We start from the raw sequence: 25,657 nt of genomic DNA, 5'->3' as shown, positions 1-25,657 counted from the left end.
CTATTTGAAATAGGTATGACAACTTCTTGTATTGGTCTGTTGCCAGTGGGAAACCTGAGTATTGATGGTTCTCTGCTTTAAATTATAAAAATGAAACATTGGTTTATTTTATTAGGGGAAATTGTTCTAATAAAAAAAACGCCGACAGGGATGCAGAAGTGATTCAGTTTAGTAACTCAGATTTTTCGACGTGCAAGGCGCGCTTTCAGGGTCACCCTGGGTTTATTCAGGCTCTTCGTGAAGATAACCACGCTATTTTGTCCTGGCCAGTAATGGTGCCTGAAACCGCAATTGCGACATGGAACCTTTACTATTTTTGCCCGGAACACGGTGTACGGCTTAACTGGAACCGCCAGTCTCCAGACGCACATTGCTGCCCGGTAGATGGCAAAATATGGCGTGGCCAACCCTGGGATGGCGCATGGTGGCGTGGGCTTAATGGTCTTAATGCAAAAGCTTGTTATCAGTTAGGGCTACTCTGGCAACTTACCGGGGACACGGAATATCTCGACAAAGTACGCCAGATATTGCTGGGTTACGCCAAATATTATCCGGACTATGAAGTCCATGGTGGCATTCCCTGTAATGGCCCTGGAAAAGCCAATGCCCAAACATTGTGTGAAGCGAATTGTCACCTGGAGTTTGCTCTGGGCTATGACTTCATTCGTGATGCGCTTAGCCATGAAGAACAGCGCTATATTGAACAACGGTTGTTGCGGGAAGGCGCTGATTTTCTGATAGCGCACCGCGTCAGGCAATTACATAACCATGAAGTAAAAATCAGTGCCACAGTGGGAGTTATTGGTTTAATTCTCGGGGATACAGACTACCTGGAGTTCGCGGTTAACAGTGATTATGGGTTGCGTTATCAACTTGAGCACGGGTTACTGGATGAAGGATTGTGGTTCGAGGGATCGGTCCATTATCATTTTTATGCACTGCAAGGTTTCTGTGCTTTTGAAAAACTGGCCCGTGGAACCCGCTGGAGTTTGTTGTCACTACCCAGCTACCAAAAGATGCTTGATTTTCCGCTGGATTTACTGCTGCCTGACGGCACTTTCCCACCCATAAATGATTGTATTACCGGCCAGCAAGCACTCACGCATTCCCATATTTATGAGTTTTTCTATGCGGTATACGGCAAGCCGCGTTATGGTGCAGTGCTTCACACTATCTACCAAAAGCAACCCCGTAATAATCTGGATGCCTTGCTATATGGCGTCAGCATACTGCCAGATACCTTCCCGGCTCTGGTTCCCGGCGAAACCCTCCATGCACCGGGAGCCGGGTTGACACTACTGCGCCAGCCTGGCTCTGACCAGGCGTTATTGCTAAAACACGCCCCATTTGGAGGTGAGCATGATCACCATGACTGTCTGGGAATCATGCTGTTCAACCAGGGCCACCACTGGTTGCCAGACCTGGGAACAACAGGTTATGGCGCACCTGCGCATTACCAGTATTATAAAAACAGTGCTACCCATAACACACTGAGTATTGGGCGAACCAATCAGCCTCCTGCTATACCCCAGGTTATCAACTGGCAACAAGAGCCAGCTTTTTGTTGGTTACAAACCAAAGTGAGTTGGGAAGGTGTGTTGCCACCGCTGGACAGCCATTACCCACCCGCAACAGATACCGAACTTTGGCAGGGGGTTGTTTTTCGCCGCAATATCTTGTGGTTAGCGGGTATGGCTGTGGATGTGGTTGAAGTTGAGAACCCGCACCAGCAGGAACTGGACTTTACTCTGCATGTGGACGCAAGCCTGGCTGAAAGCCCTGCGGGCAAGGCGTGCCAATGGCCCGGGCAAGGAGTGGATGCGTATTTTCATTCTGTCACCCGTCGCCCATTGAATGGGGTGATACCACTTCATTTTCACCACGAAGATAAACAGTTACCGGTGTGGCTGGCGAGTGAGCAGGAAACCGCTTTATACACAGCTCTGGCTCCGGCGAACCCGGTAACCCGGAATATCAGCTACCTGGTGGTGCGTAGCAACCAGACTCGTTACCACCTGATCACGCTGTATGATTTAAGCGGGAGAAACAGTATTTCGCTTATTGATGTTGCATGGCAACCAGGAAGCGTGGCGCTTCACATTAACCAGTGCGGGGCACGCCAGGTGATGACCCTTCCGTGGAACAAAGGGACTCCGCAGATTATTGATTAACCAGCCCTGATCCGGGCGGTACTGTCTTCGGGTATACCGCCTGTTTATTCCTCCCCGGTATTGATTCTCACCAGGGCTTTATCTCTGAAGTCCGAATACGTGTTTGTGTTGCTACCTGTTGGTTAGTGCTGAGTAGCCCCGCTATGTTGCTTTATATCCAGTTTGAGTATTGGGGTGTGTTTATACAGCAGTCATCTTTCTGGTGCTAAAAATACCAAAAATGACGAATGAAAAATCCTAAAAATAGCCATCATGATAATTATTTATCCACTAACCGTTACTTTTCTGATTCTTTATCTTTATGAAATTTAAGAAGTTATCTTTTCCCCATTTGAGTTACTTTTTCTCGCCATTACTGAAACCATTCAGCCTGCATTAAATGTGATTGAGATCATAAATAAGTGTGACCTGTTTCATAATAATTCCACAAATAAAAACCACGTCACATTATTTTTAAAACACTGTTTTATAATTTATGCAGATTTCATGGATTGGGTGATTTTTTCAGTGAGACTGCGTTTGCCAGAGCAAAAGCAGGTGGCTCAGAGGTAATTAAATGAGTATTGATATCCTGGTAATTACAGGCTATTTCGTCCTGATGGTCGTAATAAGCCTCGCTTTCAAAAAAATGGCCAGCCAGTCGGCCAGTGACTATTTCCGAGGTGGTGGCCGCATGCTGTGGTGGATGGTCGGGGCGACAGCCTTTATGACTCAGTTCTCCGCCTGGACCTTTACCGGTGCTGCTGGTAAAGCATTTACAGATGGCTTTGCTGTTACCTTCGTATTCTTCGGTAATATTTTGGGTTACATGGCTTCCTGGTGGTGGTTCAGCCAGCGTTTCCGCCAGATGCGTGTTGATACACCAACAGAAGGTGTTCGTGCTCGTTTTGGCAAGGGTAATGAACAGTTCTTCACCTGGGCGATTATCCCCCTGAGTATATTGAATGGTGGTGTGTGGCTGAATGGCCTGGCTATTTTTGTCGGCGCGGTATTTGGCTACGACATGGCAACCACTATTTGGGTTACCGGGATCTCTGTACTGCTTATTTCTATGCTCAGTGGCGCCTGGGGGGTGGTGGCCAGTGACTTTGTTCAGACACTGGTTGTCGCAGTGATTTCGGTAGCCTGCGCAATTGTTGCACTGGTGGCTGTTGGTGGCCCGACCAACATGCTTGAGCAATTCCCTGGCGACTTCATGATGGGCCCGGATATGAACTACGGCCTGTTGCTGGTGGGCTCATTTATCTTCTTCCTGGTGAAACAGATGCAAAGTATCAACAACATGCAGGACTCTTATCGCTTTCTGAACGCGAAAGATTCCGGCAACGCCCGCAAAGCCGCTTTGTTGGCAATGGGGCTGATGGTGGTGGGTACTATTATTTGGTTTATCCCGCCCTGGGCGGCGGCTGTTCTGTTACCGGATGCCGCAGCGTCTCATTCTGAACTTGGCAACAAAGCGTCCGACGCCGTGTACCTGGTGTTTGCAGAGAAAATGATGCCAGCAGGAACCGTCGGCTTGCTGGTAGCAGGTCTGTTTGCCGCCACGATGTCTTCCATGGATTCTGCTCTGTGCCGTAACTCGGGTATCTTTGTGCGCAGCTTCTGGTCGCCAATTGTATGCCGTAACAAAGTGCGGTCAGAAAAACAATTGCTGCGTACCAGTCAGATTGTCACCGTGGTCAATGGCATCCTGGTCATTCTGATTGCGCAGTTGTTTGCCCAACTTAAAGGTCTGAGTCTGTTCGAACTGATGATGCGAGTGGCCACATTGTTGCAATCGCCGATTCTGGTTCCACTGTTCTTCGGTATGTTTATTCGTAAAACGCCGCGCTGGGCGGCATGGTCAACGGTCTGCTTCGGTATGGTGGTGTCCTGGCTGGTAATGAATGTCTTTACTGCTCAGTGGTGTGCTGACTTGTTTGGTATCACACTGACCGCGCGTGAGCGTTCGGAACTGACCACTACACTGACAGTTGCGGCGCACCTGGTGTTAACTGGCGGCTTCTTTGCCTTGACGGCACTGTTCTATAAAGAGTCTTCCTTGACACAAGAAGAGAAAGAAAACGTCGATACCTTCTTTAAAAACGTGGATACGCCAGTTGTGGCTGCAGAAGGTCAGGACGAATTTGACCGCCTGCAACGCAGCAAACTGGGCCGTATCACTCTGATGATGGGAACCGGGCTGTTGTTGATGGTTTTATTGCCCAACCCACTGTGGGGCCGAATGTTATTCCTGGGTTGTGCGTTAGCTGTATTGCTGGTGGGTTACTTACTCAAACGCAGCGGCGAAGTACAGCAACCTGTGGAACAACTGAAAAAACAACTTTCATAATATTATCAAGTTATTAAACTTGCAGGCCAGTCACTAAAGACTGGCCATTTTCATTACAGAAGGGCCAGGAAAAAACTGCATTAAAGCCTGAAAACCAGGCGTACTGGCTCGAGCAACTATACTTATACGCAAACTTCACATTTCTGCTATGGAGTCTGCATGGAGATACTTCAACGAACAAACTACCTGAATTTGCTGACGTCCTTGCCTTTTTGGACCGATGTGGCATTAGTGATAGTGATAACGCTGGTGACCTATTTTCTGGTTAATCGCCTGATAAAGTTTATTCACCACCGGGTTGATGCCTGGTCGCAAAACACGTCCCACAATACGCAGTTTCACTTCATTTTTTTTGAAGTTTTACATAAAACCAAAAAATTACTGATTCTGTTTGCCGCATTCCTCTTCAGCCTGCAATTCGTTGCCTTGCCTGATACGCTGCACAGTACAATCTCCCATGCCTGGTTTCTGGTCCTGGCATTGCAGATTGCGATTTGGTTTGACCAGGGGATCCAGTCATGGATGAAAAAGTTGCTTTTTGCTCCTGGCACCTCCCGTAACCCGGTCACACTGGTCATTTTGGGGCTGATATTACGGGCGCTGGTCTGGTCAATCATGCTGCTCTCTATCCTTGCCAATGCGGGGGTAGACATTACCGCACTGGTTGCCAGCCTGGGGGTTGGCGGTATCGCAATTGCTCTGGCGGTACAAACAGTATTGAGTGATGTGTTTGCGTCACTGGCGATTGGGTTTGATAAGCCCTTTGAGATTGGCGATTTCATTGTGTTCAACAATGTCGCGGGCAGTATTGAACATATCGGTTTGAAAACCACGCGGATACGCAGCCTGAGTGGTGAACAAATTGTTTGTGCCAACGCAATACTGTTGCAGCAGATAATTCATAACTACAAGCGCATGAATACCCGGCGAATTGTCTTTACCTTTGGTGTTTCTTACTCCACCACCGCAGCACAATTACGCAAAATCGGCCCACTGCTTAAAGAGGTTATTGAACAGGTTGGCGGGACGAAATTTGACCGTGGGCATTTTCTGTCGTTTGACCAGGACCGGCTGACTTTTGAAGTGGTGCATATTGTCGATACTGCTGACTACAACAAATATATGGATATTCAGCAGGAGATTAATATTCGCCTGATTGAGCGGTTGAATGAAATCAATGTCAGCCTGGCTGTCCCTTGCCGGGTGATTATCCCTCAGGATAATCAGGACCGTGCTGCAGCCTAGTCCGGCGGAATATGGCAAATAAAACAGTCCACATCCAGGTGGTTGATAAAGGCCATGGAGCGTGAGGTCAGTACACCAAACAACCGGTTATGGTGGCCAATAATCACCAGGTCAACCTCCTGTTTGCGGATAAATGTTGCCAGAGCCCTGACCTTGTCTAACGAGATAATCACCCGGGTAGTTACCGGGTAAGGGCTACTGGCTGCCAGGTGGTTAAGTAATGCTTTGATTTCAATAACCTGGTTTGAGCCTGCATCGTTCATCATGCTGTCGGAAATATAATTCATGGCCCGGTAATCAATCATAATATGCGCCAGGGTTATCCGGGCATCCTGGTGAACCATTTGGTTTGCCCGGTGTAACAGCAGTGGACCATCCTGTTCATCGTTAACCAGCACCAAAATATGTTGATAGTGTTTCATATCACCCTCCCGTGCTCTCCCTCTGATGCTAACTATAGCCAGTGCTTTCAGGTTATCGCTGTGCGCTAAAGCGCATTTCTGTTTGTTGCATCAATGTTGTGCAAAAGGAGGTTTTGTGATGCTTTTGGTGAAACGAAAGTAACAATATGGTGCATATGCGATTTTATGGTTTCACCTGGTGCAGCCAATAAAACGGTTCAACACCCACTCTGCACGCGAAAGGTGGTAAAAAGCCTGGTTCCACCATACCTGGCCTGGTTTATGCATTTTACTTTGGTACTCAACGGATCAGGATGCTTACCATGTCAGAAACTAACCAAAAAGAATTGATCTATGGGCTTGAGGAGCGCATTTCTCCCTGGGCCGCACTCCTGACGGCAGTTCAGCATGTGCTGGCCAGTGTGGTGGGAATAATCACACCACCACTGATTATTGGTTCAGTTCTGGGGCTGAATGCTTACCTGCCATATCTCATCAGTATGTCATTGCTGGCATCAGGCATTGGCACTTTTCTTCAGGCTAAACGTGTGTGGGGAGTGGGTGCCGGTATGATTAGCCTGCAGGGCACCAGTTTTGCTTTCCTTGGGGTGATTCTGTCTGGAGGCTTTTTAGTTAAAAGCCAGGGCGGTAGTTCTGAAGATGTGCTGGCGATGATCTTTGGCGTTAACTTCGTCGCAGCATTTATCCCATTACTGGTCAGCCGTTTTTTTGATTCACTGCGCCGGGTTCTGACACCGTTGGTGACCGGCACCGTCATTGCACTGATTGGTATCAGCCTGATTAAAGTCAGTATTACTGACTGGGGCGGCGGGCATGGTGTCGCTAATTTTGGTTCGCCTGCCAATTTGGGGCTGGGTGCACTGACTTTACTGGTTATTATCGCGTTGAACCGTTCTCGTAGCAGGGTTTTGCGCTTGTCAGCTATTGTAATTGGGATTGCGGTGGGTTGTACCGCTGCTGCGGTAACCGGGCATCTGGCCATCCAGCCTTTGCCAGCACAGTGGTTCGCTTTACCTCAGCCATTCCGCTTTGGTTTTCATTTTAGCTGGGCTATTTTCATCCCTATTGCGCTGGTTTCATTTATTTCCATTCTCGAAGCCGTAGGTGACCTGACGGCGAATTGCATGATCTCACAACAGCCAATTGAAGGAGAATCGTTCCGTAAACGCCTGAAAGGCGGGATTATGGCTGACGGCGTAAGCTGTATGGTTGCTGCAATGTTCTCGTCTTTCCCTAACACCACGTTTGCGCAAAATAACGGGGTTATCCAAATGACCGGTGTCGCCAGTCGTTATGTTGGCATGTATATCGGCGTGATTTTATTACTGTTAGGGCTGTTCCCGGTTGTTGGTGGGTTACTGCAACAAATCCCGGCTCCGGTTTTAGGTGGCGCGACACTGGTGATGTTTGGCAGTGTAGTGGCGGCAGGTATTCGGATCATGACGCAAAACCCGTTAGGCCGCAGAGAAATGCTGATCATTGCCATTTCGTTTGGTATTGGTCTGGGTATTGAGGCGGTGCCCGAAGTTCTCGGACAGTTTCCGAAAATTATTGGCAATATCTTTGGTCATGCTGTTACCAGCGGTGGGATTGCAGCAATGGTACTTAACCTGTTAATGCCACATGATGAACCACAAATAGTGAAAGCTGGTGCGGCAACCTCTGCGCGCTGATTAACGCGCTGAATGTTCCCGTCTCCTGAGCATTTAGAGCGTATCTTGCTGAATGGCGCAGCATTAACCTGCGCCATGTTCTTTTTCAGATACAGCCTGATTACCGTTAATAGGGTCCGGGCGGTAAAGTTTACGGTACCACGCAAGGCGCTGGGCAAAAAAATCCTGATATTCGGGCGGAATATCATGAGTCAGTGTTGCAGGATTGCCCTGCTTATTCAGGTACTCCAGGAAAGCCTGGGTTGATGCCATGAAGTCGATTGCTTTATCAACATGAACAATATGTTGGCCGGGTTTGCGTGGCATAGTCAGTTCCTTGTTTTAAAAATTTATTGGGGACTGCCAGTAAAGCGTAGCAAAGCAATTTATCTTTGGAGGCGACAGATTTCTCATAAGTCAGGACAGAACGCTAAAATTGCTGCTTACGTAGGGGGGTTCCATGATTATCTTTCAGTACCTCCGGGTTACTGCTCCAGTCTCCGGGCTGCGTCTTACCCCATTCTGATGATTATCAGTTTTATCTATTGTCGGTTGTGATTATTTCCTGTCATTCTGTGTGGGTATTCTTTTTTGTGCGGTTTATCACATACAGGAGCAGGATATGGCTGTTTCAGCACGTAACCAGTTAGCCGGTGTTGTCTCTTTGGTCGCCGATGGCGCGGTAAACGATGAAGTTGAACTGACCCTTGCAAGCGGCGCTAAACTTGTCGCGGTTGTCACTCATACCAGTAAAACGGCAATGGGGTTGGCCGTGGGCAAAAGTGTGGTCGCGTTAGTTAAAGCCCCCTGGGTTATTCTGGCATCTGAAGACAGCGGGCTAATTTTTTCAGCTCGTAATCAGTTTGCTGGCGTGGTGGAGTCCGTGCAAAAAGGCGCAGTGAATACCACCGTTCATGTTAAGACTGATGCCGGTTTTACCCTGATTTCCGTTATCACTAATGAAGGTACTGATGAGATGGGATTAGTGGCTGGGAGCCGGGTTATTGCTCTGGTCAAGGCCTCCAGTGTGGTACTGGCTGTTAAAGCTTAACCGCCTGTTTGTGCCCACCGCCTGGCTGAAACCGGTAAGCATGTCTGCTTTTGATGACGTGGTTACCGGTTTTTTCTAATTCATATACAAAAAGAAGGAAACGTTGTTCCCTCTTTTACGCTATGCAGGTATGTGGCATACCCTGTTAATCACTGAACTGCGCTATTAACCTTATTTCAGGTTATTGGGGAAATCTTTCGGCAGTTCGCTGGCTGCACAGGCGATGACGCTTTCATTATTTTCACCACAGTCACGGATAAAGGTAATGGTCGCGAATTCATCAATGACTTCGGTAGGATAAGCCGGGCCTGCAGCGCGGTAAGCTTCCATTTCCGGGATATGGTCATTCTGGAAACAAATAGTTTTTTCCGGGTTATTGATTATCCAGCGCGGGAAGAAGATGGTGCCATGGAACAGACGATCCGCCAGGTTAACAATCAGGCTGACATCGGTACCAGTTGGTTCGGTCCATGAGATCTTATAAATGCTTTCCCCCACACGGGCGATAAAGACACGTTGATCTTTCACCCAGCGGTTACCGACGATCCCACTGTGAATACGGTAATCCATAGTGCGATCATTTTTAACGTAAATTTCGTAATTCCAGCCATTATCGTAAGTATAAACCAGGTGTTTTCCTACCAGACCTTGCAAATCGTGTTTATCAAAGGTGCTCATTTTGTCTCTCCTCTGTGGAATGAATACAGCTTACATCTTCATTTTTTGAATGAATAACGCTAATTTTGCATTAAATTGAGTTAAAAATTGGATGGGTTATGCACAAAACAACACTTGAACAGTGGGGGTTGCTGGACCAGGTGGTACGGCTGGGCAGTTTTGCGAAAGCCGCGGAAGCAACCAGCCGTAGTCAGTCTTCAGTCAGTTATAATTTGGGGTTACTGCAAAGCCGCCTCGGGGTGGAGTTATTGCGTCAGGTGGGGCGCCGGGCAGAGCTGACGCCTGCCGGGCAGGTACTGTTAACTCAGGTGAGGCCGCTGCTGAGTGCTTTTGATTATGTGGAGGCGCGCGCTCAGTCAATGCGTAGTGGTATCAGGAGCCGGTTAGACCTGGTGGTAGACAGCATTTTTCCCCGCGCACTGCTGTTTTCAGTATTACGCCAGTTCCAGCAACGCCATCCTTATACCCAGGTTAACCTCACCGAAGTGCTGGAAAACCATGTGGATATCAACACAGATGCTGATGTCATGATCCTTTCCCGCCGCCAGGATATAACCGGTCGTGGTGAGTGGCTGATGAATATTGATTTTGTCGCGGTTGCTCACCGCGACCACCCATTACACCAGGTCACTCCTTTCCCCGGGGAGGACGCGTTGTCACGTTACCCTCAGGTACGCATCGCAGAACTCGACGGCGCTCAGGATACACACCAGATTTCAGCAACTGAATTTTGGACATTTTCCACCTTTGAAGCAGCCATCGAAGCTGTATTGTACCAGGTAGGTTATGGCTGGCTGCCACAAGAGCGCATCGCCGGGCACCTTGCTGCCGGTATCCTGAAAATATTGCCATTGCCTCATGGTGTAAAACGCGCCACCCCTTTGCATTTGATCGTGAAAAAGGATCTCACACCGCCGGATCAAGTCGTACAGACATTAACCGCCTTGTTCAAACAGGCAACTTCCGGCCCGGAGTGTTAAAAGCCGTATAGTTTGTCTGTTCATCGGTAATTCATTCGTTATATAATTTTTTACATAACGAATTGAGGGGACATGATGAAACACGCCACTATTACAGGCTGGATGGCAGCCTTGTTTTTTTGCTGCCTGACATTTACTGCACAGGCTTCGCGCACAGTAACGGATCAGTTAGGCAGGCAGGTGACAATTCCTGACCAGGTGGACCGGGTTGTGGTGCTGCAACACCAAACACTGAATTTGCTGGTACAAATGCATGCCGGGAACAAAATTGTTGGTGTGTTGGCAAACTGGAAACAGCAATTAGGTGAAAATTATTTGCGCCTGGCCCCCTTTTTGGCAAACACACCGGGGCTTGGTGATCTCACACATGTGGATACCGAAAAACTGGTAGCGCTTCACCCGCAAGTGGTGTTTGTGACGAATTACGCTCCAGCAGCAATGATAGACAGCATTACACAACTGGGGATTCCGGTAGTTGCTATTTCGCTGCGTCATGACGCGACACCTACAGACGCCTCCAGGTTGAACCCAACCCTTGCCAATGATGAACAGGCGTATGACCAGGGGTTGCGTGAAGGCATTACCCTGATTGGCGAGATAGTTAATCACCAGGCGGATGCCCGCGCACTGAATGAGGCGGCATTTGCATACCGCAAAGAAGTGGCTTCCCGGCTGAAAGATATCCCGGCAAGCGAAAAAGTACGGGCTTATATGGCAAACCCGGATTTAACCACTTATGGCTCAGGAAAATACACCGGGCTGATGATGTCCCGCGCTGGTGCTGTGAATGTCGCTGCCAGTACAGTAAAAGGCTATAAGCAGGTTTCCATGGAGCAGGTGATTAACTGGGATCCTCAGGTTATCTTTGTCCAGGCGCGTTACCCACAGGTGGTGTCTGACATCACTCACTCACCTCAGTGGCAGGTGATTGATGCTGTGAAACACCACCGGGTTTACTTAATGCCGGAGTATGCCAAAGCCTGGGGGTACCCGATGCCGGAAGCTGTAGGGCTGGGCGAATTATGGATGGCGAAAAAGCTTTACCCGCAACGCTTTAGCGATATTGATATCAACAAAGAGGTTAATCGTTGGTATCTGCGGTTTTATGGTACTCATTACCAGGGTGAACACTAACATGAAAGCACTTGTTGCCGGGAGTTTACGGGCTGTCTGGCAGCCGTTAATGGCTGCATTTTATGAGCTGAGTGGTGAGCGCGTGGATACCGGGTTTGGCCCGGCAGGCCTTCTGCGAATGCGCATTGAACAAGGTGAATCTTGTGACTTATTTGCATCAGCAAACCTTGATCACCCGCTCTCACTGTTTATGGCTGGCAGAGCGCACCAGGTGATGCCCTTTGCCACCAACCGTTTATGCCTGACAGTAAAAACAGACTGCCTGATACCTGGTGACACCTGGCTTTCCGTGCTCTCCCGGCCTGAACTGCGCCTGGGGACATCCACCCCGGTCAGCGATCCTTCCGGTGACTACACCTGGCAACTATTCCGCCAGATCGAATGGCGTTATCCCGGTCAGGGAATGGCTATTCAACAACGTGCGCAATGCCTGGTTGGCGGGAGTGAAACACTGTCTGTTCCTCCAGGAGAAACAGCTGCAGGCTGGCTGATCAACCAGGGGCGCGTTGATATGTTTATCGGTTATGCCAGCTATGCCGCCAGACTGCGTCGTGTCACCGGGCTGACAGTTCTGGATATTCCTGAAGATATGGGTGTACAGGCGCAATATACGCTGGCGCTACTGGATATGCAGGCGGAATGTTTGGCTGTGTTTCTGGGCTCGCCTTTGGCACAAAAAATTCTGATTGCCGCGGGGTTTGGGCCGGGTGGCGATGAAATTTTCGCGAACTTACCGGCGGCGGTTGGGTGCCGGTGACGGTGGTGGGCTGCCAACAGCAATACCTGATTTACCATTGTGCTTAATGGAGTACATAGCTTCGTCTGCACGTAAAACCGCATCGGCAAATGATTCATGACTGCCAACATCAACCAAACCAACTGAAGCGCCAATGGTGGCCTCGCCGTTATCCAGCTCAAATGGTACCATTGAGACATCCAGAATTTGCCTGGCAAGATGCAGCGTTTCAGGCTGGCTTACGCTCCAGGGAAGAATCAGCAAAAACTCATCTCCACCCAGCCGACCGGCAACACAATCTGATGGGCATATCTCGCTAATGCGCCGGGCGAGTTGTACCAGCAGATTATCACCACTGCGGTGCCCCAGAGTATCGTTGACGGTTTTGAAATTATCCAGGTCGATAAATGCGATGGAAAAGACTGACTGTTTCTGTAGCTTCTTATAGTGGTTGGTCAGTGCGTGGCGGTTTGCCAGCCCGGTGAGCGGATCGTGGTTTGCAAGACGGGCAAGTTGTTGTTCATACTGTTTTTCTTTCGTCATATCAATATGTGTGCCCGTCACTTTCAATGGCCGCCCTTCGTCATCCCACTGTGTGACTCTGCCTCTGTCCAGCACCCAGGTAACAGATCCATTTTTGGCTTTCATGCGGTGTAATGCTTCATAGAACGGAGTTTTGCCTTCAATATGGTTATAAAAGGCAGCCAGCACAAAATCACGGTCATCCGGGTGCAGATGATCGCGCCAGACCTCAAAATGTGCATTTAGCTCTTTTGGCTGAAACCCCAGCATGGCTCCCCAACGGCGGTTAAAAATAACCAGTTTTCCGGAGGGAATATCCAGTTGCCATAAACATAACCCTGTGCCATCCAGCGCCGCACTTAATTTATCTCTGGCATCGTGGGCAATACGCTTTAATCTGGCATTATGTTTTTTGAGATTTTGTATTTGTTGCTTTAATGTTTCTTCCGACATAAGTCAGCTATCTCAGATGCGCAGTTTAATTCTGTGTCTTGAGACAAATCTCAAACAGAACATAATTTACTCGAAATACATATTACTAAGATATCAACCATTCGAACCAGACAGGTAACATAATTTATGTGTCCTGCTATGGTTTCATAGCCAGTAAGTAATAAAACTGCATGAGAGAATAAGATGGATCGTCTGGACTGTGATCGTATGTTTGTAATGGTGCTGGAGCTTGGTAGTTTTGCCCGGGCAGCGCAACGCCTGAATACCAGCCATGGTCAGGCATCCCGGTTGATTTCACGGCTGGAGAAAGAACTGGGGATCCAGTTATTTAAGCGTTCCACACGCTCTCTGGCACCCACGGATGTGGGGCTGGCTTATTACGAGCGCGTGAAAGTGCTGATTGATGCCTTTGAAGCACTGGATGCAGATGTACGCCATACGGCCCGTGACCCTTCCGGTAAGTTGAGGATTTCTGCACCGGTTACTTTTGGCACGCGCCAACTGACGCCTGTGATGGTAAATTTTGCCCGTGAATATCCCAATATTGAACTGGATGTCAGTTTTTCAGACCGGAGGGTGAATATTGTTGAAGAAGGGTTTGATATGGCGTTGCGTATCGGTAACCTGGAAGACAGCAGTCTGATAGCCCGCAAACTGTGCGATATACATATCACGACGGTTGCATCACCCACTTATCTTGCCAGCGCCGGTACACCTGAACACTGGCGGTCACTGGCAGATTTCGATTGTATTGTTGACTCGAACTTTCGCGACCCAAATCACTGGCATTTTCATGAAGGTGGTCAGCTCATTCCTTTTCCCGTAAAAGGACGGTTACGTTTTTCAAATGCCGAAGCCTGCCTGAGTGCAGTGGTGGCGGGTTTAGGTATCGCCAGGTTACCTACTTTTGTCGCCGGTGATGCTATCCACCGCGGAGAAGTTGTAAAACTGCTTGCTCAGTGGGATACACCGCCACTGGGTTTGTATGCCATTTATCCACCATCGCGCCATCTTGCCCATAAATCCCGGACGTTTATTGATTATCTGGTCACTGCTTTCGCTGCGCAGTCCTGGTTTGATTAGTGCAGAAACGGAAATAAATAATCTCACTTTGCCCGGATAATCATTTAATCAGAAATAACGTAGTCTTGCCTTATCGACAATATATGTTCTGCTGATAAAGGAAAAGACCATGATTGATAACCGTACTGCGCCCTGGGCTGCTTTGGTAATGCGTATCGCACTGGGTATTCTGTTTTTAGCTCACTTTGGTTTAAAAGCCTTTGTATTTACTCCGGCTGGTACCGCGAAGTTCTTTATTTCACTGGGCTTACCGGGTGGGCTGGCTTATATCACTATGGCCTGGGAGTTGGTTGGCGCGATGGCATTAATTTTGGGTATCTGGCCCCGTATTGCCGCCGTTGCACTGATTCCGGTGTTACTTGGCGCGATTTTTACCGTGCATGGCCCGGCCGGGTTCTTCTTTACCAACCCTAACGGTGGCTGGGAATTCCCCGGGTTCTGGATAATTGGCCTGATTGTGCTGGCTCTGACTGGCGATGGTGCACTGGCACTGAAACCGACACCATTTGGCCGTAAATAAACCTTTTACTGTAATCAGGAGGTAACCATGCTGGTAGATGGCAAATGGACCACCGAGTGGCATCCGGTTCAGGCAACCGATGAGAAAGGCGGTTTTGTCCGGCAAACCTCCAGTTTCCGCCACTGGGTTACGCCGGACGGTACGCCTGGCGTAACCGGAGACGGGGGATTTAAGGCTGAGGCCGGGCGCTACCACTTATATGTTGCGTATATTTGTCCCTGGGCATCCCGGGTGCTGATGGCGCGTAAACTGAAAGGGCTGGAGTCCGTTATTTCAGTCAGTGTGGTGGAACCACAGCTATTTGACCAGGGCTGGCACTTTGGGCACTTTCCTGGTGCGAACCTTGATGAACTGAATGGGGCTGAGTGGTTACATGAGCTCTATACCCGGGCTGATCCGCATTTTACAGGGCGGGCAACGGTCCCCGTTCTGTGGGATAAGCTTTCCGGTACCATTGTGAATAATGAATCCGCCGATATCCTGCGCATGCTGGACAGCGGCTTTGGTGACCTGGCCAGTAATGCATGGGATTTATATCCACAACCATTGCGTGAAGAGATAGACAAGCTGAATGCGGTTATCTACCCACGGCTGAATAATGGTGTTTATCGTGCCGGTTTCGCGACGACGCAAGAAAGCTATGAAGACGCATTTAATGATGTTTTCACTATGCTGGAACAGTTGGAGTCACGCCTGAGCGATGGGCGACCATTCTTGTGTGGTACACAACTGACAGAGGCGGATATTCGCCTGTTCGTTACGCTGATTCGTTTTGATGTGGCTTACTACGGGTTGTTTAAATGCAATCTGAAACCGGTGCGTGAATATGCATTCCTCAACCCGTATATGCGGCGGGTACTTGATATTCCGGGGGTGCGCGATACGGTGAACATTGCCCATATCAAACATGGTTATTATTCCATTAAGGCGCTGAATCCACCGGGAATTGTTCCGGCAGGGCCAGATATGAGCGCTTATGGGTTGTAAGGAGCCGGACATGACGAAGAAACTGGTGATTTTTCTGCACGGCGTGGGCAGTAGTGGTGCGGATTTGGCTGTGCTCGGGCCGTTATGGCAAGAACGTTTACCCGACCCCCACTTCAGCGCTCCAAATGCCCCGCAGGCCTTTGGGCAGGGTGGTGGCTGGCAGTGGTTCAGTCTTAATGGCATTACAGAAGCGAACCGCCCACAACGAATTGTTGAGGCTCGCCCGGAATTCGACCGCACTATTCAGGCTGTTTGCCAGCAACAGGGGGTAGACCCTTCACAGGACAAACTGGCATTTGTGGGTTTTTCTCAGGGTTCGATTATGGCACTGGACGCGCTGGTATCGGGCCGCTGGCCGCTGGCCGCGGTGGTGGCGTTTTCTGGCAGGCTGGCAACGTTTCAGGGAAAACCCGTGGGCAGTGTGCCCACATTGCTGGTACATGGGCAGCGTGACCCGGTCATTCCCTGGCAGGAAAGCCAGCAGGCACAGGAAAAACTAAAGGCGCTGGGTATTCAGGCACAGGTTGCCTGGGATGCCACAGCAGGCCACACGATAACGCAACAAGGTGTTGATAAAGCAGGTGAGTTTCTGGCTAAACACCTTGTGTAATTCGCCTGTTACTGTACCCGAATCCATGTACCATTGGCCGTAACATTGTGACCAAAACCACACTGTCGCGGCCTGTCGGTGGTGACCGTTAACTGGTCTGGCGTGAACTGCAGATGAATATTGCAGTGAATGCTGTAATCACTGTCGGTGTCATTATCGGTGATGTCATCGTCATCATCGCGTAATTTCACCGTCGCGTGGTCGCCCGACAAGGCAACAGTACGCACGAAATGCCCCATATTTGGCCCGTTATACAGGCCCATCAGCCCAAAAGCATACCCTTCAAAATCCACTTTTATTTTGTTATTCCTGGCCCCCGATACTTTGATGCTTTGCCAGATACCCCGCCCGGCGTATTTCCACCACACTCCATCCGGCGAGTCAGGAAAAGGTTCAGCGGCCAGTTTGTCTTTAATTAAAGCCAGGTTTTGCACAGATTCAGGGTAACCAGGGGCAAGCATCAGCCACGCCTTCGCCCGGTGGTAATCTGCCTGCTGTATATAAGTGCGTGCTACCGCATTATAAGCCGCAGCAATCTGGTCATCAGGCAGGTCGCACTGCTCGCTCCAGCTTACCTGTTCTTCAAATGCAGCACGCGCAGCAGCAAACTTATTTGCCGCCCACGCCGCCTTACCATCAGCCGCATAATGACTCACTTTAGCGCAATCAGCAGTAATTCTCGCCTCAGTAATATCGGCCTGCGCACCAGCCGAAACCGTAAGCACCAAAGCGACCAAACATTTAAGATGAAAAGACATAACCCCAGGCTCACACTACATTATCGCCTCCACATAATACGGCATTCTGCGTACCAGCCACAGTCAGCAGAGTGCAAAGTTAGGGTTTCAGGCTAAGGCTAAGGGTAAACAAATGTGTTCAGGCGCGTCATTCTTCGCACTACAGGTGTGTTGGCTGCCTCGCTCACACCGGTCACTTACTAATGTAAGCTCCCGGTGATTCGCTGCGTTGCCGCCTTCCTGTAGCACGAATAATTTAGCGCCTGGCGGGGCGTTTTTTGCACTAACAGGTGTGTTGGCTGCCTCGCTCACACCGGTCACTTACTAATGTAAGCTCGAGGCAGATTCGCTGCGTTGCCGCCTTCCTGTAGCACGAATAATTTAGCGCCTGGTGCGTCATTCTTCGCACTACAGGTGTGTTGGCTGCCTCGCTCACACCGGTCACTTATAATGTAAGCTCCCGGTGATTCGCTGCGTTGGGTGGGGAAAGCTCTCATTCCTGAGGGGGAGGGAAATCAGAACGTTTCCCAGTTATTATCGCTGCCAGCAGGCGGCAAGGCATGAGTTGCTGCGCGTGCAGTGGGTGGGGTGGGGCGGGAGGAAGTCGTTGGGCTCGGCATACCATTAATCCTGAACACATCCACCACCTGGTGGAGCTTGCCTGCCAGCGCTTCCAGTGCCGCTGCAGCGGTAGCAGACTCTTCAACCAGGGAGGCGTTTTGCTGAGTGACTCCATCCATTTGTGCGACGGCCAGGCCAACCTGCTCAATGCCACGGCTTTGCTCGTCTGATGCGGAAGCTATTTCCCCCATAATATCTGTTACCCGGGTAACAGCCTGCACTATATCCTGCATGGTGGAGCCCGCGGTCCTGACCTGACCGGAACCGGTATTCACCCGGGAAACTGCGTTGTCGATAAGCTCCTTAATCTCTTTTGCCGCTTGTGCACTGCGCTGTGCCAGGGTGCGTACTTCTCCGGCAACAACAGCAAAACCGCGGCCTTGTTCTCCTGCCCTCGCTGCTTCAACGGCAGCATTGAGCGCCAGAATATTAGTTTGGAAAGCAATACTGTCAATAACGCTGGTTATATGGGCTATTTGTTGTGAACTGTCGGCAATGGCGCTCATTGTGTGCACGACGGTATTGACCACTTCACCACCTTTGAGTGCCGTCTCTGAGGCCGTTTTCGCTAATTGCGCCGCCTGGCGCGCATTGTCGGTATTCTGTTTAACGGTTGCTGTCAGTTCTTCCATACTGGCCGCAGTTTCCACCAGGGAAGCGGCTTGTTCTTCAGTACGTGAAGACAAATTGTGGCTACCAGAAGAGATTTCACTGGCACCAGTGAAAATAGAGTTTGACGTTTCACGCACCGCGCTAACGGTACGAACCAGCGACCCCTGCATGGCTTTAACCCCGGCAGAAAGTTGCCCCATTTCATTATTGCCAGTTGCGTCGATACTACGTGTCAGATCGCCATCAGCAATGGCGCGGATATGTTCCATTACTTTGCGTAAAGGGTGTAACAAAATAACCTGAAGGCCACGCCACAAAACGACAATAGTGACCACCACCAATAGCAGAATCACGCCCAGCGTCCATTTCATACTGTTATAGCTGTTCAGATTTTCCTGTCCGGCATTTTGTAACAGGCTGGCATTCTGTTTACGCCACTGGTTGTACATCCCTTCCAGCTCATCCTGTGCCTGCTGTGCATCCAGATTTCCATATGCCGGGTAGTTACCTTCTCCCAGATACTGAATGGACATCTTCATTACATCATGCATGGCCTGGTACTTTTGCTCCAGTTGGCTGGCAAGGGTTGTATCCTGCCCACTGATGTTTTGTGACCCTTTGTATTTAGCAAAAGAACCTTCTGTCTGGATCAGTGATTTTGCTGCACTGTCCAGCAACCGTTTCATTCCATCAATGGCAGCCTGGTCTTTTTGGTTCTTCAGAAAACGAATGGCAACCCGGTTAATAGTCACACGGGTTTTGATAAGCGTGAGAATACTGTCAGTAAGTTGTGACTGCTGGTAGTTCAGCACATCTGAGTTTTGAAAGTTATGGCGATCATTATTAACCGCGGAGTAAAAAAAACCACTGGTAACCAGCTGTAGTACCGAAAATATCACCAATATTGCAATGATACCGGTTATGACTTTCAGATTTTTTATCATGTCTGTAATCCATTATTGAATATACCAAGAGATAGTGAATTTATCGGTAAGTGCTGCTAAAACTTTATTCGGTAAAAATTACTTAAATAACTAACGTTTTGATTTTTTTGTATATATTAACTGGTGTATTTTTTCTTCTTTTTTGTATTCATTAATATTTGGTAGGAGAATGCGTATTTTTCTAATGCTTTATTATCAGTGAGTGGGTGTTTTTATTATTCACCATGAAAAATGAAAGCACTTTCCTTTATTTTTAAATGGCATTTTCGAATAAAATAGCTTTGTGGTTGCAAAGAAGGTTGGTGGCCTTAACATATGCTGATGTGTTGACGGTTCGCTGTAGTACGATGAAATTTCCCTTATGGGTAAAAATTGACCATTACATGATTAACTATAAAAAAACAATAGGATTATTACCTGTTTATATCGATCAAATCGCATGAATTGATAGGCATTAACACGTATTTAATCGATCAAAAATGTTGTATTAATTGGTTTTACCGATCATTTAAGTAGTGTTAAACAAGGATGTCAGTTATGGAACAATACAATGTAGCACTTGCCCGGTTGGAACAGGTTTCTGTGCCAGGTGGCTCAGCGGCCATCATTGGTGAAACCGGGAAATTATGGGGGATAATGTCAGGAGAACCTCCAGGGCGATATTTACCGGCAGCGTTTTCAAAAGAGCATGCCAATATAAACTGGTTTGAGAATCAACTGAATTTTATTAGCCGGGCTGCCCATGTGTTTAACCACCGAGGGCTGTGTTATCTGTTGCATATGGATTTTGAACAGGCTGCTTACCTGGTATCTTCACCAGAATTGCTGCGTCAACTCTCACTAACACCATTTGTGACGTTAATGGTCAATGAGTCTTTCCCGAATCTGGCTGATGCCCAGGATAACCCGCTATTGAATGCGTTAATGGCGGATGTGCATCTGGGGCTGAGCGATGCCGGTGCTGGTATTATTCCATTTTCTGTTGTGTGTAGCGGGATGTTTGCCGTCACTGTGCTGGCCTCCGCATTTTACCAACAGTACGTCATGTCGCCAGCGTTGGCTGTTGTGGCTGAAAAGATAACGGATTGCGGGAGTATACTGGTGCTCAATGGCGTAGATACACCTCAGTTATGGCAATTAGGGCAAACAATTCCAGAAGCGAAAATGATGGGAAAGTGTTTCGATTGTTCAAAACCTGCAGGCAAGCCACACTGAAGGATTTCTGGTACAGAGTGCCATTATCTTAATGTATTTATTGCATTATTATTCTTCATGCTATTCGGGGGTGAGCATAATCGCACGACACACTTAAAAAAATAGAAACAAAATCAGGTATGGAAAGTACAGCTTCAGGGTAGGCGTATCACTTACTGTGTGCTAGTTTCCTCACAAAAGCAACTGACCTGTTTGCTGAGTGCTGGCTTAAACCCGCCTGGACGCTTCATCTCAAATTATAAGTGAGTTGGCTGTCCTCGCTTATCCCGGTCACTTAACCGTGTAGGCTCCGGGATCCGCTGCGTTGCCGCCTGGCTGCAACTCGAATTATCTTGAGTATAAGAGCATTTCTGTACTGTAAATTGATATGCAAAAAACACCCATTCGTGATTTTGACGCAGAGAGAAAACTCTTTGTCTACAGGGTTTCCATTGCGTTCGCGCTGGTGATCGTCTGTTTTTGTATTCTGATTGTTAACTTATACCGCCTGCAGATTTTGGATAACAGCTACTATAGTGAACGATCCAGCCAGAACGATATAAAACTGCTGCCAATCGCGCCTACTCGCGGGATAATTTATGACCGCAATAACACGCCGCTGGTCAAAAACGTTACCCGCTATGATATTCAGCTTACGCCTTACAAAATTAAAGATCTCAAAACCACGATTGCTGAATTAACACCTGTGGTGGGGCTGACACCGGACGATATCGATAACTTCTGGCATACGCTGCACAATAGTAGCCGTTACAAGCCCGTTATCCTGAAAGACGAGTTGTCGGATCAGGCTGTGGCGCGGTTTTCGGTTGAACAATACCGTTTTCCAGGTGTGGGGATTGATACTTACCAGGAACGCCAGTACCCCTGGGGCGCGTCGCTGGCGCATGTTATCGGCTATGTTTCCAAAATTAATGACAATGACCTCAAACGCCTGAGTGAAGAAGGGGAAGCTGAGAATTACGCTGCTGACCACGATATTGGCAAACAGGGTATTGAGAGCTATTACGAATCGCAGCTGCATGGCAAAACGGGTTATCAGGAAGTTGAAGTGGATAATCACGGGCGTATTGTCCGGGTTCTCAAACAGATACCGCCTGTGGCGGGTAAAAATATCTGGCTGACACTCGATCTTCCTTTGCAACAATTTATCGAAAAACAGTTGGTTGGTCAGCGAGCCGCCGTGCTGGTGGAGAACCCTCACGATGGTTCAGTGTTAGCGATGGTCTCAACACCTTCTTATGATCCGAACCCTTTTGTCGAAGGGATTAGTGCCAAAGGTTACGCTGCTTTACTCCATAATCAGGACTTGCCGTTGATAAACCGGGTTACACAAGGGCTTTACCCTCCGGCATCGACAGTCAAACCTTACATGGCGATGTCGGCACTGATTAACCATGTCATCACGCCTGAAACCCATCTGTTCAGTGGATCAAGTTGGGTATTACCGGGCACCAGCCGTCGTTACCGCGACTGGAAAAAATCGGGGCACGGCAATATTACGGTTACACAGGCTATAGAAGAGTCGTCGGATACGTTTTTTTACCAGGTGGCGAACATGATGGGGATCGACATGATCCATAAAATGCTCAGCCAGTTCGGCTATGGTAAATACACGGGGATAGACTTGCATGAAGAGTACCAGGGGTTGCTGCCCAGCCGGGAGTGGAAGCTCAAAGTTCACAAAAAACAGTGGTATCGCGGGGATACTATCTCCGTTGGTATCGGCCAGGGTTACTGGGTTGCCACGCCAATCCAGATGGAAAAAGCGCTGGTAACGCTGTTAAACAACGGGCATGTGATTATTCCTCATTTGATGGCGAAAATGGCGTTGGGGAAAGCCGTGTCTTTCTACCGGGCGCCCAAAGAGCAGCAACAAGTTGGCGACCCTGCATCACCATTCTGGGGCGTGGTTCGCCGGGCCATGTTTGGGATGGCCAATGCCCCTAATGGTACCGGATATAAGTACTTTCATACGGCACCTTACGGCATTGCGGCCAAGAGTGGAACGTCGCAGGTGTTCAGCCTGAAAGAGAACCAGGTCTATAACGCAAAAGCTATCCCACTACGCCTGCGCGATCATGTGTTTTATACCGCGTTTGCGCCTTATAACGACCCACAGGTTGCTGTGACACTTATTCTGGAAAATGGAGGCGATGAAGGTGTAACCGCTGCGCCTATTATGCGTAATATCATGGACTACCTGTTTGCCGGGAAGACGGATGTACCTCCACCCACTCCACCCGGCGATTCTTCTGGCGCTGTTACCCGCCCGGTATCACCGGGGGGCTAGTCAAGCAACAAAGGCGATAACCGCTGCCATACTCGCGGTGTCGCCGCCCACATCACATTACCTTGTATCAGGCCATTGTGAGCCAGAAAAGGGTTAGCCTGACCGCCAGCTTCCAGAATCAGTAGCAAACCGGCCAGTGCGTCCCAGCTATTGAGATGCGCCTCAAAGTACCCGTGCACCTGCCCGGCGGCGACATGGGCGAGCATCAGCGCACCAGCACCAAACCGGCGGTATTCCACTCCCTGGTCGGCCAGGTGTTGTAATGTTTTCAGGTAGCCATCCAAAGAGGTCCGGCTGGAACGGCCAAGGCCAATAACCACCTGTTCCGGGTTGGGTTCTCTCAGGTGCAGAGGATGCCCATTTAATGTGGCACCTTTTCCGGCTTCAGCTACAAAAAACTCGTTGCGGTCAGGTGCATAAATAATACCGAGTACAACCTGTTCGCCTTCAACACAAGCCACGGAAATGCACCAGTAATCCATTCCTGAAATATAGTTTGTGGTGCCATCTATTGGGTCGATTACCCAGGTGCGCCCGTTACCCGTTTGCAACCCGCTTTCTTCACCTAAAAAACCGTCGGTGGGAAAGTGTTGTGCTAACCAGTGCCGTAACTGTTGTTCCACCCAAATATCGGCCTCAGAAACAAAATCTTGCTGGCCTTTACTGTCAATTTTCAAACCCTGGTTACGCAATGCCTGAGCATGCTGCCCGGCGTGTTTAATCAGGGTAAATAACGCCTGTTTTTGATCAGTTGTCATAACGTGTCTGTCTGCTCTGTTACGCAAGGTGAAGTACGGCGATGGACAAGCTCCACCGCCACCGGGATGACCTGAGCAGCACGTTCCGGATGCCTTGCACGTTCACGCAGACAATCCAGCGCTTTTGCTGCCAGTTCATCCACTTGCTGATGAATCGTGGTGAGCTGGTAACTCTCCCATGCGGTCTGGGGGGTGTTATCAAAGCCAATTAAATGAAAATCGGTCGGAGCGTTTTTCCCTTGCTGGCGCATGCTATCCAGAAAACCACAAGCCAGCAGCGCATTGGCACAAAATATACCGGTAGTGGCCTGCGGGCGTAGTAAGTTACTGTGTTGTGCCGCCAAAAAGCCGCCTTCATACCCGTCCTGTGGTGCCTGCAATTCTCTCAGGTATTCTGGCGCGATACCCTGCACGGTAAGTGCATGACGAAACGCCTCGCCACGCGCCCGGCCTGCCCAGGTTGAACCCTGGTAGTTAAGCCAGATAAACGACTGGCATCCTGCCGCACAGAGTTGTGATGCTGCCAGCATAGCGCCAGCCTGGTTATCTGAACAGACAACATCCATGGACGGGCCACTCTGTGCCCGGTTAATACCCACTACAGGGATATGGTGCTCAATACACTCCCGCACAATCGATTCCGGGGGTTGCCCTGAGGTCACGACCACGCCCGATACCCGAAATTGCGTGAAACGGCGCAGTGACAGGCCGGTTTCTTGTTCATCAGTAATTTCAGTGACCAGCGCCTGGTATCCCCTGGCCTGAATTGCTGATAACAAGGCATTGACCAGAGTACTGCGAAACGGGTCAGTTAACCGGGCCACCACCACGCCGATTAACTGGCTACGCTGCCGGTTAAGTCCCTGAGCCAGAAAGTTAACCTGATAACCTAACTGGCGTGCCGCGGCTTCCACTCTGGCGCGGGATTGCGGGGAAACACTGCCATTGTTGCTGAGTGCTCTGGAAACTACAGCACGGGAAACCCCCGCCAGGCGGGCAACATCCTGCGCCGTTACTGTAGGTTTATTGGGGTTGGGTGCTTTCACAAGGCCGCCTGTAGCCAGTTTGGTTTCTCCAGGTCGAACAGGGTACCGTCGTTGCTGAGCCGTAAATTCGGGTGAAGTGCGCAGGCCCGGGTAATGGCGGTCCGGTCAGCATCCTGGGTGTGGTACAACACCATCAGGTTTAACGCCAGCTTCTCACATAATGCCAGGCAGGCAGGGTAATCGCCATGGGAAGCATCTGTTGTCAGAGGTTGCCAGGATGCGCATTCCTGAAAAGCCAGCGCACTGCCAGCCATCAGAGACTGGGTGGCGTCTGTTGGCCTGCCATCACCACTGTAAAACAGCACATGGTTATCGGCCTCAATGCGAATGGCCTGGCTTGGAATTTCATGCTGCGCGAAGGCTGTGCGAATCTGCCAGCCACACCACTTCCATTCCGGCTGGCTGTCCAGGATTTCAATGGGAAAGGTCAGCTCTGTGTGTGGCCAGTTTGCCAGCGCGATTTGGTTAACCAGCACAGTCTGTTGTTCAGACTGGCAATAAATTTGTAGTGGTTTCACGCGCCCGAAACTTTTCCAGTGGTTAAGTAATACCGCAAGGCCCGCGCAGTGATCAGGGTGAATATGCGTGAAAAAAATTACATCAATCGCATTGATATCCACTTTCCGATTCCATAACGCACGCGGAACGGTAGGGCCACAATCAATTAGCCATTGTGCCTGCTGGTTATCAATAATACGAATAGCCGATGTGGTGTGGTGTAAAGAAAATGCGCTGCCACAACCCAGAACATCAATTCTCATTCTGCCTCGCTAAATTTCTTCCCGACTTAATTAAAGTGTCACAAATACACGACAAAGTAGGTTCACATCATGTCGATCCAAGGTTGCATTTTTTTTA

At 49.3% G+C, this 25,657-nt stretch carries 23 protein-coding genes; 14 read left to right on the top strand and 9 right to left on the bottom strand.

All coding sequences use genetic code 11. The features are described 5' to 3' along the window. Nucleotides 1–158: 158 nt before the first annotated feature. From MPHASIOC01_RS17480 to MPHASIOC01_RS17470, 3 genes are all read left to right on the top strand, one after another. Nucleotides 159–2,171: a heparinase II/III family protein gene (locus tag MPHASIOC01_RS17480; RefSeq protein WP_353612983.1), complete on the top strand. Its 2,013-nt coding sequence runs from the start codon at nt 159–161 to the stop codon at nt 2,169–2,171. Between the two features lie 556 nt (nt 2,172–2,727). Next, the gene (locus MPHASIOC01_RS17475; protein ID WP_064600362.1) at nt 2,728–4,503 is read left to right on the top strand and encodes a sodium:solute symporter family protein; all 1,776 of its coding nucleotides are present in this window, start codon (nt 2,728–2,730) and stop codon (nt 4,501–4,503) included. 159 nt (nt 4,504–4,662) lie between these two features. Further along, nucleotides 4,663–5,748: a mechanosensitive ion channel family protein gene (locus tag MPHASIOC01_RS17470; protein WP_064600360.1), complete on the top strand. Its 1,086-nt coding sequence runs from the start codon at nt 4,663–4,665 to the stop codon at nt 5,746–5,748. Here the strand turns inward: MPHASIOC01_RS17470 and MPHASIOC01_RS17465 are convergent. Continuing rightward, nucleotides 5,745–6,170: a universal stress protein gene (locus MPHASIOC01_RS17465; RefSeq protein ID WP_064600358.1), complete on the bottom strand. Its 426-nt coding sequence runs from the start codon at nt 6,168–6,170 to the stop codon at nt 5,745–5,747. The genes MPHASIOC01_RS17470 and MPHASIOC01_RS17465 overlap by 4 nt on opposite strands. A gap of 302 nt (nt 6,171–6,472) precedes the next feature. Here MPHASIOC01_RS17465 and MPHASIOC01_RS17460 point away from each other — a divergent pair, with 302 nt between their 5' ends. Next, nucleotides 6,473–7,843: a uracil-xanthine permease family protein gene (locus MPHASIOC01_RS17460; protein WP_064600356.1), complete on the top strand. Its 1,371-nt coding sequence runs from the start codon at nt 6,473–6,475 to the stop codon at nt 7,841–7,843. Nucleotides 7,844–7,906: 63 nt separating this feature from the next. Here MPHASIOC01_RS17460 and MPHASIOC01_RS17455 read toward each other — a convergent pair whose 3' ends face one another. Then, nucleotides 7,907–8,149, bottom strand: coding sequence for a hypothetical protein (locus MPHASIOC01_RS17455; RefSeq protein ID WP_064600354.1), 243 nt, complete (start codon nt 8,147–8,149; stop codon nt 7,907–7,909). A gap of 295 nt (nt 8,150–8,444) precedes the next feature. Here MPHASIOC01_RS17455 and MPHASIOC01_RS17450 point away from each other — a divergent pair, with 295 nt between their 5' ends. Then, entirely contained in the window at nt 8,445–8,873 is a 429-nt protein-coding gene (locus MPHASIOC01_RS17450) for a molybdopterin-binding protein (protein ID WP_064600352.1), read from the top strand. A 171-nt stretch (nt 8,874–9,044) separates the two neighbouring features. Here MPHASIOC01_RS17450 and MPHASIOC01_RS17445 read toward each other — a convergent pair whose 3' ends face one another. After that, a complete protein-coding gene (locus MPHASIOC01_RS17445) occupies nt 9,045–9,551 on the bottom strand; it encodes a phenolic acid decarboxylase (protein WP_036105768.1) in 507 nt (168 codons plus the stop codon). Nucleotides 9,552–9,649: 98 nt separating this feature from the next. Between MPHASIOC01_RS17445 and MPHASIOC01_RS17440 the strand changes: the two genes are divergently transcribed. The 3 genes from MPHASIOC01_RS17440 (at nt 9,650) to MPHASIOC01_RS17430 (ending at nt 12,422) form a co-directional block, all read left to right on the top strand. Next, entirely contained in the window at nt 9,650–10,531 is an 882-nt protein-coding gene (locus tag MPHASIOC01_RS17440; RefSeq protein WP_064600350.1) for a LysR family transcriptional regulator, read from the top strand. 75 nt (nt 10,532–10,606) lie between these two features. Further along, nucleotides 10,607–11,665, top strand: a complete 1,059-nt coding sequence (locus tag MPHASIOC01_RS17435; RefSeq protein WP_405027779.1) for an ABC transporter substrate-binding protein — start codon at nt 10,607–10,609, stop codon at nt 11,663–11,665. 1 nt (nt 11,666) lies between these two features. After that, nucleotides 11,667–12,422 carry a substrate-binding domain-containing protein gene (locus MPHASIOC01_RS17430; RefSeq protein ID WP_064600348.1) on the top strand — a complete coding sequence of 252 codons (756 nt, stop codon included), beginning with the start codon at nt 11,667–11,669 and terminating at the stop codon, nt 12,420–12,422. On the opposite strand, the gene MPHASIOC01_RS17425 is transcribed toward MPHASIOC01_RS17430, so the two are convergent. Then, a complete protein-coding gene (locus MPHASIOC01_RS17425) occupies nt 12,396–13,376 on the bottom strand; it encodes a sensor domain-containing diguanylate cyclase (RefSeq protein WP_064600346.1) in 981 nt (326 codons plus the stop codon). The two genes, MPHASIOC01_RS17430 and MPHASIOC01_RS17425, sit on opposite strands and share 27 nt — an antisense overlap. A gap of 183 nt (nt 13,377–13,559) precedes the next feature. Between MPHASIOC01_RS17425 and MPHASIOC01_RS17420 the strand changes: the two genes are divergently transcribed. From MPHASIOC01_RS17420 to MPHASIOC01_RS17405, 4 genes are all read left to right on the top strand, one after another. Next, nucleotides 13,560–14,459, top strand: a complete 900-nt coding sequence (locus MPHASIOC01_RS17420; RefSeq protein ID WP_064600344.1) for a LysR family transcriptional regulator — start codon at nt 13,560–13,562, stop codon at nt 14,457–14,459. A gap of 109 nt (nt 14,460–14,568) precedes the next feature. After that, entirely contained in the window at nt 14,569–14,979 is a 411-nt protein-coding gene (locus MPHASIOC01_RS17415; protein ID WP_064600342.1) for a DoxX family protein, read from the top strand. Nucleotides 14,980–15,006: 27 nt separating this feature from the next. Then, nucleotides 15,007–15,966, top strand: a complete 960-nt coding sequence (locus MPHASIOC01_RS17410) for a glutathione S-transferase family protein (RefSeq protein WP_353612982.1) — start codon at nt 15,007–15,009, stop codon at nt 15,964–15,966. A 10-nt stretch (nt 15,967–15,976) separates the two neighbouring features. Next, nucleotides 15,977–16,576 (top strand): dienelactone hydrolase family protein, encoded by a 600-nt coding sequence (locus MPHASIOC01_RS17405; RefSeq protein ID WP_353612981.1) that lies wholly within the window; start codon nt 15,977–15,979, stop codon nt 16,574–16,576. A gap of 8 nt (nt 16,577–16,584) precedes the next feature. On the opposite strand, the gene MPHASIOC01_RS17400 is transcribed toward MPHASIOC01_RS17405, so the two are convergent. After that, the gene (locus tag MPHASIOC01_RS17400; RefSeq protein WP_064600336.1) at nt 16,585–17,334 is read right to left on the bottom strand and encodes a hypothetical protein; all 750 of its coding nucleotides are present in this window, start codon (nt 17,332–17,334) and stop codon (nt 16,585–16,587) included. 494 nt (nt 17,335–17,828) lie between these two features. Next, entirely contained in the window at nt 17,829–19,490 is a 1,662-nt protein-coding gene (locus tag MPHASIOC01_RS17395) for a methyl-accepting chemotaxis citrate transducer (protein ID WP_353612980.1), read from the bottom strand. A 537-nt stretch (nt 19,491–20,027) separates the two neighbouring features. Between MPHASIOC01_RS17395 and MPHASIOC01_RS17390 the strand changes: the two genes are divergently transcribed. Continuing rightward, a complete protein-coding gene (locus MPHASIOC01_RS17390) occupies nt 20,028–20,705 on the top strand; it encodes a hypothetical protein (RefSeq protein ID WP_064600333.1) in 678 nt (225 codons plus the stop codon). A 367-nt stretch (nt 20,706–21,072) separates the two neighbouring features. Next, nucleotides 21,073–22,995 (top strand): penicillin-binding protein 2, encoded by a 1,923-nt coding sequence (gene mrdA / locus MPHASIOC01_RS17385; protein WP_064600331.1) that lies wholly within the window; start codon nt 21,073–21,075, stop codon nt 22,993–22,995. On the opposite strand, the gene MPHASIOC01_RS17380 is transcribed toward mrdA, so the two are convergent. From MPHASIOC01_RS17380 to MPHASIOC01_RS17370, 3 genes are read right to left on the bottom strand one after another with little or no spacing between them, the layout of a single operon-like run. Further along, the gene (locus MPHASIOC01_RS17380; RefSeq protein ID WP_064600329.1) at nt 22,992–23,753 is read right to left on the bottom strand and encodes an inositol monophosphatase; all 762 of its coding nucleotides are present in this window, start codon (nt 23,751–23,753) and stop codon (nt 22,992–22,994) included. The genes mrdA and MPHASIOC01_RS17380 overlap by 4 nt on opposite strands. Next, nucleotides 23,750–24,799, bottom strand: coding sequence for a LacI family DNA-binding transcriptional regulator (locus tag MPHASIOC01_RS17375; protein ID WP_353612979.1), 1,050 nt, complete (start codon nt 24,797–24,799; stop codon nt 23,750–23,752). The genes MPHASIOC01_RS17380 and MPHASIOC01_RS17375 overlap by 4 nt, the downstream gene beginning before the upstream one ends. Beyond that, nucleotides 24,796–25,560 carry a ribonuclease Z gene (locus MPHASIOC01_RS17370; RefSeq protein ID WP_353612978.1) on the bottom strand — a complete coding sequence of 255 codons (765 nt, stop codon included), beginning with the start codon at nt 25,558–25,560 and terminating at the stop codon, nt 24,796–24,798. The genes MPHASIOC01_RS17375 and MPHASIOC01_RS17370 overlap by 4 nt, the downstream gene beginning before the upstream one ends. Between the last annotated feature and the right edge of the window lie 97 nt (nt 25,561–25,657).

Origin of the sequence: Mangrovibacter phragmitis (assembly GCF_040429585.1) — a bacterium.
GTDB classification, from domain to species: domain Bacteria; phylum Pseudomonadota; class Gammaproteobacteria; order Enterobacterales; family Enterobacteriaceae; genus Mangrovibacter; species Mangrovibacter phragmitis.
Note: the sequence above shows the minus strand (reverse complement) of the source record. Positions and strands in the feature narration are given on the sequence as shown.

What these genes read in the sequence shown, in the direction of transcription:
- MPHASIOC01_RS17405 (WP_353612981.1), top strand. Translation starts at nt 15,977, where the DNA reads ATGACGAAGAAACTGGTGATTTTTCTGCACGGCGTGGGCAGTAGTGGT.
- MPHASIOC01_RS17460 (WP_064600356.1), top strand. Translation starts at nt 6,473, where the DNA reads ATGTCAGAAACTAACCAAAAAGAATTGATCTATGGGCTTGAGGAGCGC.
- MPHASIOC01_RS17440 (WP_064600350.1), top strand. Translation starts at nt 9,650, where the DNA reads ATGCACAAAACAACACTTGAACAGTGGGGGTTGCTGGACCAGGTGGTA.
- mrdA (WP_064600331.1), top strand. Translation starts at nt 21,073, where the DNA reads ATGCAAAAAACACCCATTCGTGATTTTGACGCAGAGAGAAAACTCTTT.
- MPHASIOC01_RS17450 (WP_064600352.1), top strand. Translation starts at nt 8,445, where the DNA reads ATGGCTGTTTCAGCACGTAACCAGTTAGCCGGTGTTGTCTCTTTGGTC.
- MPHASIOC01_RS17425 (WP_064600346.1), bottom strand. Translation starts at nt 13,376, where the DNA reads ATGTCGGAAGAAACATTAAAGCAACAAATACAAAATCTCAAAAAACAT.
- MPHASIOC01_RS17380 (WP_064600329.1), bottom strand. Translation starts at nt 23,753, where the DNA reads ATGACAACTGATCAAAAACAGGCGTTATTTACCCTGATTAAACACGCC.
- MPHASIOC01_RS17465 (WP_064600358.1), bottom strand. Translation starts at nt 6,170, where the DNA reads ATGAAACACTATCAACATATTTTGGTGCTGGTTAACGATGAACAGGAT.
- MPHASIOC01_RS17430 (WP_064600348.1), top strand. Translation starts at nt 11,667, where the DNA reads ATGAAAGCACTTGTTGCCGGGAGTTTACGGGCTGTCTGGCAGCCGTTA.
- MPHASIOC01_RS17390 (WP_064600333.1), top strand. Translation starts at nt 20,028, where the DNA reads ATGGAACAATACAATGTAGCACTTGCCCGGTTGGAACAGGTTTCTGTG.
- MPHASIOC01_RS17420 (WP_064600344.1), top strand. Translation starts at nt 13,560, where the DNA reads ATGGATCGTCTGGACTGTGATCGTATGTTTGTAATGGTGCTGGAGCTT.
- MPHASIOC01_RS17445 (WP_036105768.1), bottom strand. Translation starts at nt 9,551, where the DNA reads ATGAGCACCTTTGATAAACACGATTTGCAAGGTCTGGTAGGAAAACAC.
- MPHASIOC01_RS17370 (WP_353612978.1), bottom strand. Translation starts at nt 25,560, where the DNA reads ATGAGAATTGATGTTCTGGGTTGTGGCAGCGCATTTTCTTTACACCAC.
- MPHASIOC01_RS17410 (WP_353612982.1), top strand. Translation starts at nt 15,007, where the DNA reads ATGCTGGTAGATGGCAAATGGACCACCGAGTGGCATCCGGTTCAGGCA.
- MPHASIOC01_RS17415 (WP_064600342.1), top strand. Translation starts at nt 14,569, where the DNA reads ATGATTGATAACCGTACTGCGCCCTGGGCTGCTTTGGTAATGCGTATC.
- MPHASIOC01_RS17455 (WP_064600354.1), bottom strand. Translation starts at nt 8,149, where the DNA reads ATGCCACGCAAACCCGGCCAACATATTGTTCATGTTGATAAAGCAATC.
- MPHASIOC01_RS17470 (WP_064600360.1), top strand. Translation starts at nt 4,663, where the DNA reads ATGGAGATACTTCAACGAACAAACTACCTGAATTTGCTGACGTCCTTG.
- MPHASIOC01_RS17400 (WP_064600336.1), bottom strand. Translation starts at nt 17,334, where the DNA reads ATGTCTTTTCATCTTAAATGTTTGGTCGCTTTGGTGCTTACGGTTTCG.
- MPHASIOC01_RS17395 (WP_353612980.1), bottom strand. Translation starts at nt 19,490, where the DNA reads ATGATAAAAAATCTGAAAGTCATAACCGGTATCATTGCAATATTGGTG.
- MPHASIOC01_RS17475 (WP_064600362.1), top strand. Translation starts at nt 2,728, where the DNA reads ATGAGTATTGATATCCTGGTAATTACAGGCTATTTCGTCCTGATGGTC.
- MPHASIOC01_RS17435 (WP_405027779.1), top strand. Translation starts at nt 10,607, where the DNA reads ATGAAACACGCCACTATTACAGGCTGGATGGCAGCCTTGTTTTTTTGC.